The sequence below is a fragment of the Streptomyces sp. NPDC097129 genome (genome assembly GCF_055668065.1).
Window position 1 is genome coordinate 155,248 of the sequence record NZ_JBVOQE010000008.1, and the last position, 13,295, is coordinate 168,542.

General features: G+C 72.5%; 13 protein-coding genes. 8 read left to right on the forward strand and 5 right to left on the reverse strand.

Annotated elements, in window-relative coordinates:
- Positions 1–194 precede the first annotated feature (194 nt).
- A complete protein-coding gene (locus AC0B9F_RS23315; RefSeq protein WP_472005604.1) occupies positions 195–611 on the reverse strand; it encodes a DUF4395 domain-containing protein in 417 nt (138 codons plus the stop codon).
- A 76-nt stretch (positions 612–687) separates the two neighbouring features.
- Between AC0B9F_RS23315 and AC0B9F_RS23320 the strand changes: the two genes are divergently transcribed.
- The 5 genes from AC0B9F_RS23320 (at position 688) to AC0B9F_RS23340 (ending at position 5,362) form a co-directional block, all read left to right on the forward strand.
- The gene (locus AC0B9F_RS23320; protein WP_472005606.1) at positions 688–1,101 is read left to right on the forward strand and encodes a TlpA family protein disulfide reductase; all 414 of its coding nucleotides are present in this window, start codon (positions 688–690) and stop codon (positions 1,099–1,101) included.
- Positions 1,102–1,332: 231 nt separating this feature from the next.
- Entirely contained in the window at positions 1,333–1,842 is a 510-nt protein-coding gene (locus AC0B9F_RS23325; RefSeq protein WP_472005609.1) for a flavin reductase family protein, read from the forward strand.
- Between the two features lie 219 nt (positions 1,843–2,061).
- Positions 2,062–2,850: an electron transfer flavoprotein subunit beta/FixA family protein gene (locus AC0B9F_RS23330; protein WP_472005612.1), complete on the forward strand. Its 789-nt coding sequence runs from the start codon at positions 2,062–2,064 to the stop codon at positions 2,848–2,850.
- A gap of 83 nt (positions 2,851–2,933) precedes the next feature.
- Complete coding sequence (locus tag AC0B9F_RS23335; RefSeq protein WP_472005614.1) at positions 2,934–3,896, forward strand: electron transfer flavoprotein subunit alpha/FixB family protein; 963 nt, start codon at positions 2,934–2,936, stop codon at positions 3,894–3,896.
- A gap of 170 nt (positions 3,897–4,066) precedes the next feature.
- On the forward strand, positions 4,067–5,362 hold the full coding sequence (locus AC0B9F_RS23340) for a DUF6986 family protein (protein WP_472005616.1): 1,296 nt from the start codon (positions 4,067–4,069) through the stop codon (positions 5,360–5,362).
- A gap of 282 nt (positions 5,363–5,644) precedes the next feature.
- Here the strand turns inward: AC0B9F_RS23340 and AC0B9F_RS23345 are convergent, their stop codons facing one another.
- Entirely contained in the window at positions 5,645–6,424 is a 780-nt protein-coding gene (locus AC0B9F_RS23345) for a hypothetical protein (protein ID WP_472005618.1), read from the reverse strand.
- A 63-nt stretch (positions 6,425–6,487) separates the two neighbouring features.
- On the reverse strand, positions 6,488–7,612 hold the full coding sequence (locus AC0B9F_RS23350; RefSeq protein ID WP_472005620.1) for a LacI family DNA-binding transcriptional regulator: 1,125 nt from the start codon (positions 7,610–7,612) through the stop codon (positions 6,488–6,490).
- Between the two features lie 194 nt (positions 7,613–7,806).
- On the opposite strand from AC0B9F_RS23350, the gene AC0B9F_RS23355 reads away from it, so the two are divergent.
- Positions 7,807–8,760 (forward strand): ROK family protein, encoded by a 954-nt coding sequence (locus AC0B9F_RS23355; RefSeq protein ID WP_472005622.1) that lies wholly within the window; start codon positions 7,807–7,809, stop codon positions 8,758–8,760.
- 91 nt (positions 8,761–8,851) lie between these two features.
- Here the strand turns inward: AC0B9F_RS23355 and AC0B9F_RS23360 are convergent, their stop codons facing one another.
- On the reverse strand, positions 8,852–10,873 hold the full coding sequence (locus AC0B9F_RS23360) for an NPCBM/NEW2 domain-containing protein (protein WP_472005624.1): 2,022 nt from the start codon (positions 10,871–10,873) through the stop codon (positions 8,852–8,854).
- Between the two features lie 130 nt (positions 10,874–11,003).
- Positions 11,004–11,654, reverse strand: a complete 651-nt coding sequence (locus tag AC0B9F_RS23365) for a hypothetical protein (RefSeq protein ID WP_472005625.1) — start codon at positions 11,652–11,654, stop codon at positions 11,004–11,006.
- A gap of 146 nt (positions 11,655–11,800) precedes the next feature.
- Between AC0B9F_RS23365 and AC0B9F_RS23370 the strand changes: the two genes are divergently transcribed.
- On the forward strand, positions 11,801–11,995 hold the full coding sequence (locus AC0B9F_RS23370; protein ID WP_472005627.1) for a hypothetical protein: 195 nt from the start codon (positions 11,801–11,803) through the stop codon (positions 11,993–11,995).
- Between the two features lie 195 nt (positions 11,996–12,190).
- Positions 12,191–13,234, forward strand: coding sequence for an NUDIX hydrolase (locus AC0B9F_RS23375; RefSeq protein WP_472005629.1), 1,044 nt, complete (start codon positions 12,191–12,193; stop codon positions 13,232–13,234).
- Positions 13,235–13,295 lie beyond the last annotated feature (61 nt).

Here is a 13,295-nt window from a genome sequence, read left to right on the forward strand (position 1 = left end):
CTTCCTTCTTCATCCGCTGCCAGGGACTGCCAGAGAAGGAGATTCCCGGCGGAAGCCAAGTTACGCAGCCGTAGGTTCACTGCTTGTCGCAGATCGTGCCCCAAACAACGGGCGGGGAGCCAGTCCTGGTGCCCGTCCGCCGCGAGATCCTCGTCACGTCCATCCCATGATCCACCTGCGTCTTTATGCTGCCTTTACTCTGCGCGAACCGCCGCACGCCGCACCAGCAGGTACATCTCGCACCCCAGGCAGTATGCGAACACCGCGTTCAGGAAGGCCGCCGCCAGAGCCGCCGAGGTCGCGGCCATCCCCAGCCACTGCGGTCCCAGCGTGTAGCCGGCCAGGCCCACACCGGCGAACACCAGCCCCACCGCCTGCGCGAACCGCGGCGGCTCAGGCGCCTCGAACGCCTTCGGCGGCCCGAGCCGCGGCCGCACCGCCGTCCGGAACGCCCAGCCGTACGGCGAGCGCGCCACCCCGCCCGCCGCGCCCAGCGCGAACGCCAGCGTCTGCCAGGCCAGCAGCCAGGGGTTGCCGGTGATCAGCACGACGGCCAGCACCACGGCCGTCACGGCCGCCCCGAACCGCGGCCCCCTCACGTCGATGTCCATGGAGCCTAGGATTCCGCAACCGGTGGACTTCCGGGAACGGGGAATCTTTGCAGTCCGGTGAACGCTGGTGCGGAGGATGACCGGACTGGTGGTGTGCGTCGTGGTGCTCGCGCTGGCGAGCGCCTACGGGCTGGTGCAGCGACGGCGGGGCGGGAGAGTGCGGGTGCGGGTGCGCGATCAGGACAAGCGGCTCACGGCGGCGGAACTCGGCGGCGAGCTGGGGGAGCGGGCCACCCTGGTGCAGTTCTCCAGCGCCTTCTGCGCCCCCTGCCGGGCCACCCGGCGCGTCCTCGGCGAGGTCGCCGGCCTGGTCCCGGGGGTCACGCACCTGGAGATCGACGCCGAGGCCCGCCTTGAACTGGTGCGCGCCCTCGACATCCTGAAGACCCCGACGGTGCTGGTCCTCGACGCCGACGGCCGTGTCGTGCGCCGGGCCACCGGCCAGCCCCGCAAGGCCGACGTCATCGCGGCCCTCGGTGAGGCGGTGTGACGCCGGCCGCGGCGGCCCCGGGTGCGCCGCCGGCGGTCACGGTGAGCTGCCTCGCACTCCACGGGACGTACTTGACTGTGCTCGCCACCTATCGTCAGCCTGACCTCATGCCTTCGGAACTCCTTCTCCATGGACGGGCGCACGTCGACCTCGTCCGCACCGCGAGCCAGCGCTGTCCGGGCCACTAGCCGCCCCGCGCCCGCTCGCCCCTCAGCCCTGAAGGACAACTCCATGACGGCCTCGCCCGACCTGCGCACTCCCCGGCTCGCCTCTCCCGACCTCCTCCGTTCCGTCTTCCGGCGGCACGCGGCGGGGGTCGCCGTGATCACCGCACGCGGCGCGTCGGGGCCGGTCGGTTTCACCGCCACCTCCCTCACCTCCGTCTCCGCCGACCCCCCGCTGCTGTCCTTCGGGATCGGCACCGGCGCCTCCAGCTGGCCGGCGATCGCGGAGGCCGGCCACGTCGGCGTGCACGTCCTCGGCGAGCACCAGCAGGATCTGGCCGCCACCTTCGCCCGCAGCGGCGCCGACCGCTTCGGCGCCCCCACCGTCTGGCGGGAGGGTCCGCAGGGCGTCCCCGTGCTGGATGACGTCCTGGCCTGGCTGGTGTGCCGGGTGGTCGCCCGGGTGCCCGCGGGCGACCACCGCATCGTGCTCGCCGAGGTGGTCCTCGGCGACCCCGACGGGGCCGGCCGGCCGCTCCTTTACCACCAGGGGCGCTTCACTGCTCTGCGCGATTAGTCACCTTCCGGCTCCCCTGCGAAGCGGTCGGGTTCCGGTTACGCTGCGTTGCAAAGGTCACAGTTCAAAGCGCTTGCTTAGCGGGCAGGAACTGGATGTACTGACGAGTAATATTTCGGTCGGAGCGGGGACCGCCCCGTACCGGAATCGGCCGCTTGGGGCGCCTATGCTGCCTGCAAGTAGGCAGCCGAGAAATGACGAGGCAGTAGGAGAGCCGGCGTGAGCTTGAGGATCGTTGTCACTGTGAAGTACGTGCCCGACGCCACTGGCGACCGGCACTTCGCCGATGACCTGACCGTCGACCGGGACGATGTGGACGGTCTGCTCTCCGAGCTGGACGAGTACGCCGTCGAGCAGGCGCTGCAGATCGCCGAGAACTCCGACGACGACGTCGAGGTCACCGTCCTCACCATCGGCCCCGAGGACGCCAAGGACGCGCTGCGCAAGGCGCTGTCCATGGGCGCCGACAAGGCCGTCCACGTCGAGGACGACGACCTGCACGGCACGGACGCCATCGGCACCTCCCTGGTGCTGGCCAAGGCGATCGAGAAGGCCGGCTACGACCTGGTGATCTCCGGCATGGCCTCCACCGACGGCACCATGGGCGTCGTCCCGGCGCTGGTCGCCGAGCGTCTGGGCGTCCCGCAGGTCACCCTGCTGTCCGAGGTCTCGGTCGAGGACGGCACGGTCAAGGGCCGCCGCGACGGCGACGCCGCCTCCGAGAACCTCGAGGCCTCCCTGCCGGCCGTCGTGTCGGTCACCGACCAGTCGGGCGAGGCCCGTTACCCGTCCTTCAAGGGCATCATGGCGGCCAAGAAGAAGCCGGTGGAGTCCTGGGACCTGTCCGACCTCGACATCGAGGCCGAAGAGGTCGGCCTGGAGGGCGCGTTCACCAAGGTCGAGGCCGCGAACGAGCGCCCCGCGCGCACCGCGGGCACGATCGTCAAGGACGAGGGCGAGGGCGGCAAGCAGCTCGCTGAGTACCTCGCGAGCCAGAAGTTCATCTAAGGGACCCGTTTCGTCCCTGGAGCAGGGAGTCGCCTCCCTGACCGCCCCTCAGACTTCGCAATCCCCGCAGGAGATGCATTCCCATGGCTGAAGTTCTCGTCTACGTCGACCACGTGGACGGCGCCGTCCGCAAGCCCACCCTGGAGCTGCTGACCCTGGCCCGCCGTATCGGCGAGCCGGTCGCCGTCGCGCTGGGCAACGGCGCCGCCGACACCGCCGCCGCGCTCGCCGAGCACGGCGCGGTGAAGGTCCTCACCCACGACGCCTCCGAGTACGCCGAGTACCTGGTCGTGCCGAAGGTGGACGCCCTGCAGGCCGCCGTCGAGGCCGTCTCCCCGGCCGCCGTCCTGGTGCCGTCCTCCGCGGAGGGCAAGGAGGTCGCCGCGCGTCTGGCGCTGCGCATCGGCTCCGGCATCATCACCGACGCCGTCGACCTGGAGGCCGGCGACGAGGGCCCGGTGGCCACGCAGTCGGTGTTCGCCGCGTCCTTCACCACCAAGTCCCGTGTCGTCGAAGGCACCCCGGTCATCACGGTCAAGCCGAACTCGGCCGCCGTGGAGGCCGCCCCGGCCGCAGGCAGCGTCGAGGCCCTGTCCGTGACGTTCTCCGACAAGGCGACCGGCACCAAGGTCACCGGCCGCACCGCCCGTGAGTCGACGGGCCGCCCGGAGCTGACCGAGGCCGCGATCGTGGTCTCCGGTGGCCGCGGTGTGAACGGCGCGGAGAACTTCTCCCTCATCGAGGGTCTCGCCGACCAGCTCGGTGCGGCCGTCGGCGCCTCGCGTGCCGCCGTGGACGCGGGCTGGTACCCGCACACCAACCAGGTCGGCCAGACCGGCAAGTCCGTCTCCCCGCAGCTGTACGTGGCCTGCGGCATCTCCGGCGCGATCCAGCACCGCGCCGGCATGCAGACCTCGAAGACCATCGTGGCCATCAACAAGGACCCCGAGGCCCCGATCTTCGAGCTGGTCGACTACGGCATCGTCGGCGACCTCTTCGACGTCGTCCCGCAGCTGACCGACGAGGTCAAGACCCGCAAGGGCTGATCCCCGCCCGGCTCGCCGAGGCCCCCGTGACCTGCGTGGTCGCGGGGGCCTCGCCGTGTCGCGGCCCACGGCTCATGCTGTGGACAGGGTGTTGACCGCGAGGAAGATCCACGGATAACTTCACTCTACGGATTATTGATTCCATAGAGCGGAAAACAGGAGGGTGCGGGATGGGTCAGGGCCAGCAGGAGAAGGTGGCGACGAGCCTCGCGGGCGCCGTCAGCGAGGAGATCAGCGCCTCCCTCGCGCCGGTCGACGCCGAACTGGAGCGCCGCTACCCGGGCGACCCCGGCACCCGTCAGCCCGTGCACACCGTCTACGTCCCCGGTGACGTCTTCGCCGCCGACACCATCCGCTCCTGGGGCGAGAAGGCCCTCGCCGCGCTCGACGAGCACGCCCCGGACGCCGCCTCCTTCGCCCGCGTCCTCGGCCTCGCCGACGACCTCGCCGAGCCCGTCCACACGCGCGTACGCGCCAAGCTGGAGCGCGAGCCCATCGAGGACCTGCGCGTCGACTTCGAGGACGGCTACCACGGCCAGGACGAGGACGAGGACGCCGCCCGCGCCGCCCGTCTCATCGCCGAGGCCTACGCCGACGGCACGGCCGCCCCGTACATGGGCATCCGGATGAAGTGCATGGAGGCCGCCGTCCGCGACCGGGGCATCCGCACCCTGGACATCTTCCTCACCGGCCTGCTGGAGCACGGCGGGCTGCCGGACGGCCTGGTGCTCACCCTGCCGAAGGTGACCTACCCCGAGCAGGTCACCGCGATGGTCCGCCTCCTGGAGGCGTTCGAGAAGGCCCGCGGCCTCGAGCCCGGCCGCATCGGCTTCGAGATCCAGATCGAGACCAGCCAGTCCATCCTCGCCACCGACGGCACCGCCACCGTCGCCCGCATGATCCAGGCCGCCGAGGGCCGCGCCACCGGACTGCACTACGGCACCTTCGACTACAGCGCCTGCCTCGGCGTCTCCGCCGCCTACCAGGCCAGCGACCACCCGGCCGCCGACCACGCCAAGGCGATCATGCAGGTCGCGGCCGCCGGCACCGGCGTACGCGTCTCGGACGGCTCCACCAACGTCCTGCCGGTCGGCCCGACCGAGAAGGTCCACGACGCCTGGCGGCTGCACTACGGCCTGACCCGCCGCGCCCTCTCCCGCGCCTACTACCAGGGCTGGGACATGCACCCCGGCCACATCCCCACCCGCTACGCCGCCGTTTTCGCCTTCTACCGCGAGGGCTTCGAGCAGGCCGCCGCCCGCCTCGCCCGCTACGCCGGCCACGTCGACGGTGACGTCATGGACGAACCGGCCACGGCGAAGGCGCTCAGCGGGTATCTGCTGCGGGGGCTGGACTGCGGCGCCCTCGACGTCGCCGAGGTCGCGCGGGCGACCGGGCTGACGCGGGCCGACCTGGAGGGCTTCGCGGCGCCGCGGCGGGGGGATCTGACGGCGTCCGCGCAGTAGGTTGCGGGGTGCCTGCGGGGTGCCTGCGGCGCCGGGTGCGTTGTTGTCTGCGGGTTCGTTGTGGCTGGTCGCGCAGTTCCCCGCGCCCCTTTGGTGCCTGCGGCGGCCCGTTGCGGTTGCGTCGTGGCGTGCGTAGCGCCTTCGGTGCGTTGTGGGTCGGGGCCGGGGTGGGGGGTGTCCGTCCTCGGTCCGGCCGCCCGTTTCCGACGAGGGGCGCCGTTGCCCGGTGCCGGCCGCTGCGGGCGGACACCCCCCACCCCGTCCCCTTCCCGCCGTCCGCGGCTACCCGAGCGGCGGGAACAGCGACGAGCCCGCGGTCGGATGACCGTCGGCGTACTGCTCCAGGCCGGAGGCGATGACCAGCTGGGCCTCGGCCAGCAACCGCGTCCCCCGCGCGCACAGTCCCGCGTCGGCTCCGGCCCGGGCGCAGAACTCCTCCGGAGTCACCCCGAACAGCTCCCGCCACCGCTGGGAGGCGAGCAGCTCGGTCAGCAGGGCGCGCTGCCCGGGGTGGCGGCGGGGTGCCCGGTTGCCGTTGTGCAGGACACCGTGGCGGTTGACGTAGGAGTACACGCCCGGCAGCAGCCGGCCGTCCGCGAGTTCGACGCGTACGTCCGGCGCGGGCAGCCACGACCGGCGGAAGTTGCCGTCCGGCAGTGGCACGCCTTCGCTCGCGTCGATGACGGTGAGCTGCTCGGCGTCGAACCAGACGACGAACAGGTCCCGTACGCAGGAAGGGGAGCGGACCGGCGAGGCCGACACATAGCCCACGCGGCTGACGTGCGCGGAGACCCCGATGTCGACACCGGTCACCCGGGCCCGCACCATCGGCACCGGCGAGGAGATCCCGAACTCGTCCATCTTGTGCCGCAGCTGGCCGGGGCAGGCGTTGGAGCCGACGGACAGGACCGGGGCGCGGTCGTCGTACACCAGCCGGTCCAGCGGCAGCAGCCGGTCCCCGTCGAGCAACCCCGAATCGCGCGGCCACGCCCCGGGGTACAGCAGCGGGTTCTCGCGCGGCACCTCGGCCAGGCCGAGCGCCGCCAGGGTGAGGTCCACCATCGGTATCCAGACTAGGCGGTCGGCTCCGGGGCATGCCGGGCGACGGCGCGGGGGCCCGCCGTGTCAGAGCGCCCGGTCTGCCGGAAGCAGCTCGCCCGAGCCGCGGGTGATCAGCCGGGTCGGCAGCTCGACGCGTTCGGGGGCTACGAGGTCGCCGTCCAGCTGGCGGAACAGCCGCTCGGCGGCGGTCCGGCCGAGGGCCGCCGCGTCCTGGGCGACCACCGTGAGCCCCGGCTGGAGCAGGTCGGCCAGTTCCACGTCGTCGAAGCCGACGAGGGCGACGGGGCGGTCCTGGGCGGCGAGGACGCGGATCACGGTCACCGAGACCCGGTTGTTGCCGGTGAAGATCGCGGTGACCGGCTCGGCCCCCGAGAGCATCTCCTCGGCGGCCCGGCGCACCCGCTCCGGGTTGGTCGCGCCGAGCGACATCCAGGAGTCCGCCACGGGTATGCCCGCGTCCTCCATCGCGGCCCGGTAGCCGCGCAGCCGTTCGGCGGCGGTGTGGATGCGGGGCATGTCGCCGATGAAGCCGATCCTGCGGTGCCCGTGCGCGATCAGGTGGGCCACGCCGTCGCGGGCGCCGCCGTAGTTGTCCGACAGCACGCAGTCGGCGTCGATCCGGCCCGCCGGGCGGTCCACGAACACGGTCGCCACCCCGGCCCGGATCTCCGGCTCCAGATAGCGGTGGTCGTCCCCGGCGGGGATCACCACCAGGCCGTCCACCCGCCGCGCGCACAGCGCCAGGGCCAGCTCCTGCTCGCGCTCCGGGTCCTCGGCGCTGGAGCCGTTGATCAGCAGCGCGCCGTGCGCGCGGGCCACCTCCTCCACCGCGCGGCTGAGCGGGCCGTAGAACGGGTCGGCGAGGTCCTCCAGGACCAGCCCGATGCTCGCGGTACGGCCCTTGCGCAGCACGCGCGCGCTGTCGTTGCGGCGGAAGCCCAGCGCCTCGATGGCCTCCTGCACACGCCGCTCGGTGTCCGGGGTCACGCCGGGCTCGCCGTTGACGACCCGGGAGACGGTCTTCAGGCCGACTCCGGCGCGGGCCGCGACGTCCTTCATGGTGGGACGGTTGCCGTACCGGCTGCCGGGCAGGCGGTCGGTGAGGCGGGCGGTGCTGCGGGCGGTCTCGGGCACGGTGCGCTGTCCTGTCCTGTGGTCCACGGGGGGCGACGGGTCCGTCGGCCCCATCCAACCGCCGGGCGGATGCGGCGGTCGGTGGGCTTGTATGAGGATGTGGCGTCGAGCATAGAGCCTGGACAACGTTGTCACGGGCGGGAGAGACTGTCCACCGCACCCTCCGGCCCGCGCCCCCACCGCCGGTAGTCTTCCGCAGTTTTCCGACTTCGCTCGATTCCCACCGCCGAACGGGAGATCCGACACTGATGACCACCGACCTCGTGGCCGCGCTCGACATAGGCGGCACCAAGATCGCCGGCGCGCTGGTCGACGACCGCGGCACGATCCTGGCGAGGGCCCAGCACCCGACACCCGCCCGGGAGGACGCCGACACCGTGATGCGGGCCGTCGAGGAGGTGCTCGGCCGGCTGACGGCGTCGCCGCTGTGGGGGCGCGCGCGGGCACTCGGCATCGGCAGCGCCGGCCCGGTGGACGCCTCGGCGGGCACGGTCAGCCCGGTGAACATCCCCGGCTGGCGGGACTTTCCCCTGGTGGAGCGGGCCCGGGCGGTGACCGGCGGCCTTCCCGTGGAACTGATCGGCGACGGCGTGGCGATCACGGCCGCCGAGCACTGGCAGGGCGCGGCCCGCGGGCACGCCAACGCCCTGTGCATGGTGGTGTCCACCGGGGTGGGCGGCGGCCTGGTCCTCAACGGCCGGCTGCATCCCGGCCCCACCGGCAACGCCGGTCACATCGGCCACATCAGCGTGGACCTGGACGGCGACCTGTGTCCGTGCGGCTCACGCGGCTGCGTCGAGCGCATCGCCAGCGGCCCGAACATCGCCCGCCGCGCCCTGGACGACGGCTGGCGGCCCGGCCCCGACGGCGACACGTCCGCCGCCGCGGTGGCCGCGGCCGCGCGCGCCGGGAACCCGGTGGCCGTCGCCTCCTTCGAGCGGGCCGCGCAGGCGCTGGCCGCCGGTATCGCCGCCACCGCCACCCTCGTCGAGATCGACATCGCGGTGATCGGCGGGGGCGTCGGCAAGGCCGGCGAGGTCCTCTTCGCCCCCCTGCGCCGCTCGCTCGCCGACTACGCCACCCTGTCCTTCGTACGGCGGCTGACGGTGGCCCCGGCCCAGATGGGCACCGACGCGGGCCTGGTGGGAGCGGCAGCCGCCGCGCTCACGGAAGTGGCGGGGGCCGCGGCGGCGGGGGTCTGAGCGCATCCGCCGCCGCGGACCGGCAGGACGTCCGGCTGCCGGCCGCCCACCCCGGCCGGCCGGCTCGGGGCGGGCATCTCGGGGCATGCGGTCAGCAGGTCAGCCGGGCGTCCGCCCAGTCGGCGTGGTCGGAGTCGACGCCGTCCCCGCCGTCGGTGACCACCAGCTCCACCACCTGGGCGCCGGAGACGTCCGCGGTGAGGGACTGCGCGGGCATGGCGTTGCTCAGCACCCCGGTCGAGGCGACCGTCCTGCCGTCCGCACGCACCTCGAAGGCGACCGTGCCCTTCGCGCCCTTCTCGTCGTCGACGCCGACGGACGCGCTGACCGTCTCGCAGGAGCGCCCCGTGTAGTAGGCGACGGTGCTGGGCGCGTGCACGCCGAGCCCCTTGCCGTACACGACGCCGCCGATGGTGATCGGATGCCCGTCGCCGGCCGCGCTCTCGCCGTTGCTGGTGTTGCGCTCCACGGGCCCCCAGCCGCTGTCGGCCGACAGCCACGGAAGGTCGCCGAGCAGGGACGCCCCGGCAGGCGGCGGCACCACCACGGACGCCGTCACGGTCAGTGTGTTCGCGGCCCGCACACCGGTCGGCGAGCGGTAGCCCGTGGTCAGGGTCAGGCCGTACGCCCCGGTCGGCGTCCCCGAGGGAGCGGTGACCGTCCAGCCGGTGCGCAGGGAGCGTCCCGTCGGCAGCGAGGCCGCCGTTGTGGGCGAGGCGGCCCGCACGGTCCAGCCGGCGGGGCCGGTCAGGGCGACCGAGATATCACGGGCCGGGGTGCGGCCGAGGTCGGTGGCGGTGGACGTCACCGTGACCGGCTTGCCCGCCTCGACGTACGCGCCGCCGTCCAGGCCGCTCTCCACCGCCGGTGGCTGCGCGGCCCAGCCGCCGTCGGCCGCGACACGGACCAGTACCGTGCCGTGCGCGGGGACCGTGGCCGCGATGGTCCCGGCGGTGTTGTACGTCGTGTGCCGCCACAGGTCGCGCAGGGTGTAGCCGTCTGCGGCCGGCAGCCCCACGGCCTGCGCGGTGGTGGCGATGCGCTGCGCGGTGGACGACTCGTTGAACAGGGCGACGGCCCGGCTGCCGTCCCGCATCTGCTTGGCGATCACCCAGCGCCCGCCGGCCGAGGAGAGCACAGTGCCCTGTTTGCCGAGCGGGTCCTGATCGACGGCGATGACCTCCTTGTTGGCGAGGATCTCGTACGTCGCGTCGGAGGCCTTGCGCAGGTCGGTGCCGATGAGCAGCGGGGCGGCCATGACCGACCACAGGGAGAAGTGCGAGCGGTACTCGGTGTCGGTCATGCCGCCGTTGCCGACCTCCAGCATGTCGGGGTCGTTCCAATGGCCGGGACCGGCGTACGGGGCGAGCGGCAGGTTCTGCTTGGCGATCGCCAGCATCGAACCCCAGCTGTCGGAGATGTCGCCAGTGGTGCGCCACAGGTGCCCGACGTCGGCGGCCCACTCCCAGGGCTTGTTCTGGCCCCATTCGCAGATGCTGAAGACGATGGGCCGCCCGGTGGCCTTGAGCGCGTCGCGCATGGTGGTATAGCGCTGCCTGGCGTCGACGCCCTGGTTGTTGCAGTTGTCGTACTTGAGGTAGTCGACGCCCCAGTCGGCGAACTGCCGGGCGTCGCTGTACTCGTGCCCCAGGCCGCCGGGGAAGCCGATGTCGCTGCAGGTCTTGGTGCCGGCGCTGGTGTAGATGCCGAGCTTGAGGCCCTTGGCGTGGACGTAGTCGGCGACCGCCTTGATGCCGCCAGGGAAGCGGGCCGGGTCGGGCACCAGTTTGCCGTCGGCGTCCCGCTGCGGGAGCGCCCAGCAGTCGTCGAGGTTGACGTACTGGTACCCGGCGGCCTTGAGGCCCTTGGCGACGAAGAGGTCGGCGATGCCCTTGACCATCGCCTCGTCGAACTCGGCCCGGCAGTGGGTGGAGTTCCAGTTGTTGAAGCCCATCGGCGGGGTGAGCGCGAGCCCGTCGGCCAGTGTGGGCGTGTCCGGCGCGGCGGGTGCGCCGGACACGGCGACGGCCGGGACAGTGAGTCCGGCCGTACACAGGAGCCCCGCGGCGAGGGCTCCGACGATTCTGTGACGCGGTGTGCGGGTGTGACGCATGGTGACGTGCCTCCGACCAGCAAGAGGGGACATGACGTCATGTGCTCGTCATCGGTGGGCGCTCACGTTAGAACGTGTCGGACTCTGTTGGAAGATGGCGGGTCGTGATGTGAGGTGCGGGCTCGAGCCGTCAGGGGCAGCTCTCGCCGAACTTCACCGCGGTGAAGGCGACCGGGCGGCCGTTCAGGGCGCTTCCGGGGGCGGGGGACTGGGTGCACACCTGCCAGTTGCTCTCCACGAGCACCCAACGGTCCTGCGAGGAGGCGTCCTTGACGGTGATCGACGTGCCCGAGTCGAGGGCGTCCCGGGCCGCCTTCACCGACTTGCCCGTGAAGTCCGGCATCTTGCCGGCCGCCGCCGAGGGGGCCGTCTCCTCCTTGGCCGGGCAGGTCTCCTCGAGTTTCACCGCGCCGAAGTCGAGGGTGGTGTCCGTCGACACCGTCGTGCCGGCGGCGATGTTCTGACTGCACACCTTCCAGTTGCGGTCGAGCACCTGCATCCGGTCGCGGCCCAGCGCGTCGTGCGAGGTGAGCGCGTAGAAGCCCTGCGCCTGGGCGGTGTCCTGGGCGGACTGGAGCCCCATGCCGGCGAACGCCGGCACCTGCTTGCGCTCGGAGGTGGACGGCTTGTCGTCCGGCGTGTGCGTGACCGCCGGCGCGCTCGGGAACGACGAGGCCGTGGAGCTCGGCGCGGCCGGCTTGGCGGTGTCGTTCGGCTGACAGCCGAGCAGCCCGCCGGTGGCGCAGCACAGCAGGACGGCACTGAGGACGCGGGTGCGCATGGTTCCCCCCGAAGGAAGCAGACGGCGCCGGTGAGGCACGGTGTGAAAACGGTAAGCGTGGAACCGGAACACGGTAAGGCACTCGTGAAGGTGAGGTGAAATCAGCTGGGGCGTGACCTCCGCCCGTTCGCACAGTTGAGCCGGGCATGAAGAAGCGCAGCATGCTCGCCATCGCCTCCCTCGCCACCGGCTTCGTCGTCGCGGCGATCACCCCCTCGCACGGTCTGGACACCGAGGACCTGACGAACCTCAACGTCGGCGACACCCTCAGCACCCTGGACCACACCGTCGCCCAGGACAGCTTCCAGGTCGACGACGGCTCGCTCCCCGCACTCGACTGACGAGCCCTGCGGACTCGAGCGACGAGCTGGCGGACTCGACCGACGAGAAGCAGGCGACCGCCGCTGGTGCCGCCCTTCCCGCGTGCTGGATGCGCGAGGGGCGGCACCGTCGTTTCGTGCGCCCTCAACTGGCGCTGGTTTCCGTGGCAGGGTGGAGCGGGCAAGCCACAGGGGGCCAACAGAAGAGGGGGAACCGTGACCGTCGTCTGGATCAACGGTGCGTTCGGAGCGGGGAAGTCCACCACCGCGCGCGAACTGATCGACGTGATCCCGAACAGCACGCTCTTCGACCCCGAGTTCATCGGCGGAGCACTCCAGCACCTGCTGCCACCCAAACGTCTCGCCGAGGCCGGCGACTTCCAGGACCTGCCGATCTGGCGCCGCCTGGTCATCGACACCGCCGCCGCGATGCTCGCCGAACTGGGCGGCACCCTCGTGGTCCCCATGACCCTGCTGCGCCAGGAGTACCGGGACGAGATCTTCGGCGGCCTCGCCGCCCGCCGGATCGAGGTCCGGCACATTCTCCTCGCCCCGGCTGAAACGATCCTGCGTGAGCGGATAGCCCACCGCCCGGTGCCGCCGGACCTCCCGGACGGCGAGATACGCGTCCGGCAGTGGGCCTACGACCACATCGAGCCCTACCGTGCGGCCCTCGGCTCCTGGCTCACCGCCGACGCGCACCTCGTCGACACCGGCGCCCTCACCCCGTACGAGACCGCCGTCCGGATCGCCGAAGCGGTCGGCAGCGGTACCGCGCCCGTCTGCGACATCGTGCAGACACCCGAACCCACCGCCGAGACCGTCGCCGCCGGTGTGCTCCTCTTCGACGAACACGACCGGGTGCTGCTGGTCGACCCCACCTACAAGGCCGGCTGGGAGTTCCCCGGCGGTGTCGTCGAGCCCGGCGAGGCACCGGCCCGCGCGGGCATGCGCGAGGTCGCGGAGGAGACCGGGATACGGCTCGACGAGGCGCCCCGGCTCCTCGTCGTCGACTGGGAACGGCCCGCGCCCCCCGGCTACGGCGGTCTGCGCCTGCTCTTCGACGGCGGCCGGCTCGACGCCGCCGCGGCCCGCCAGGTGCTGCTTCCGGGGCCCGAGCTGCGCGGATGGCGCTTCGTCACCGAGGAGGAGGCCGCCGGGCTGCTCCCGCCGGTGCGCTACGAGCGTCTGCGCTGGGCTCTGCGCGCCCGCGAACGTGGCGCCGCGCTCTACCTGGAGGCGGGCCGCCCTGTCGGGTGAGCCGGCCGGGTCGTGTCCCCGGTGACAGCACCAGGCGGGCGGGCGGACGGATGCGGCGCCA

Coding starts and splice junctions, on each gene's coding strand:
- AC0B9F_RS23315 (WP_472005604.1), bottom strand. CDS start 611: ATGGACATCGACGTGAGGGGGCCGCGGTTCGGGGCGGCCGTGACGGCC.
- AC0B9F_RS23320 (WP_472005606.1), top strand. CDS start 688: ATGACCGGACTGGTGGTGTGCGTCGTGGTGCTCGCGCTGGCGAGCGCC.
- AC0B9F_RS23325 (WP_472005609.1), top strand. CDS start 1,333: ATGACGGCCTCGCCCGACCTGCGCACTCCCCGGCTCGCCTCTCCCGAC.
- AC0B9F_RS23335 (WP_472005614.1), top strand. CDS start 2,934: ATGGCTGAAGTTCTCGTCTACGTCGACCACGTGGACGGCGCCGTCCGC.
- AC0B9F_RS23340 (WP_472005616.1), top strand. CDS start 4,067: ATGGGTCAGGGCCAGCAGGAGAAGGTGGCGACGAGCCTCGCGGGCGCC.
- AC0B9F_RS23345 (WP_472005618.1), bottom strand. CDS start 6,424: ATGGTGGACCTCACCCTGGCGGCGCTCGGCCTGGCCGAGGTGCCGCGC.
- AC0B9F_RS23350 (WP_472005620.1), bottom strand. CDS start 7,612: ATGGGGCCGACGGACCCGTCGCCCCCCGTGGACCACAGGACAGGACAG.
- AC0B9F_RS23355 (WP_472005622.1), top strand. CDS start 7,807: ATGACCACCGACCTCGTGGCCGCGCTCGACATAGGCGGCACCAAGATC.
- AC0B9F_RS23360 (WP_472005624.1), bottom strand. CDS start 10,873: ATGCGTCACACCCGCACACCGCGTCACAGAATCGTCGGAGCCCTCGCC.
- AC0B9F_RS23365 (WP_472005625.1), bottom strand. CDS start 11,654: ATGCGCACCCGCGTCCTCAGTGCCGTCCTGCTGTGCTGCGCCACCGGC.
- AC0B9F_RS23370 (WP_472005627.1), top strand. CDS start 11,801: ATGAAGAAGCGCAGCATGCTCGCCATCGCCTCCCTCGCCACCGGCTTC.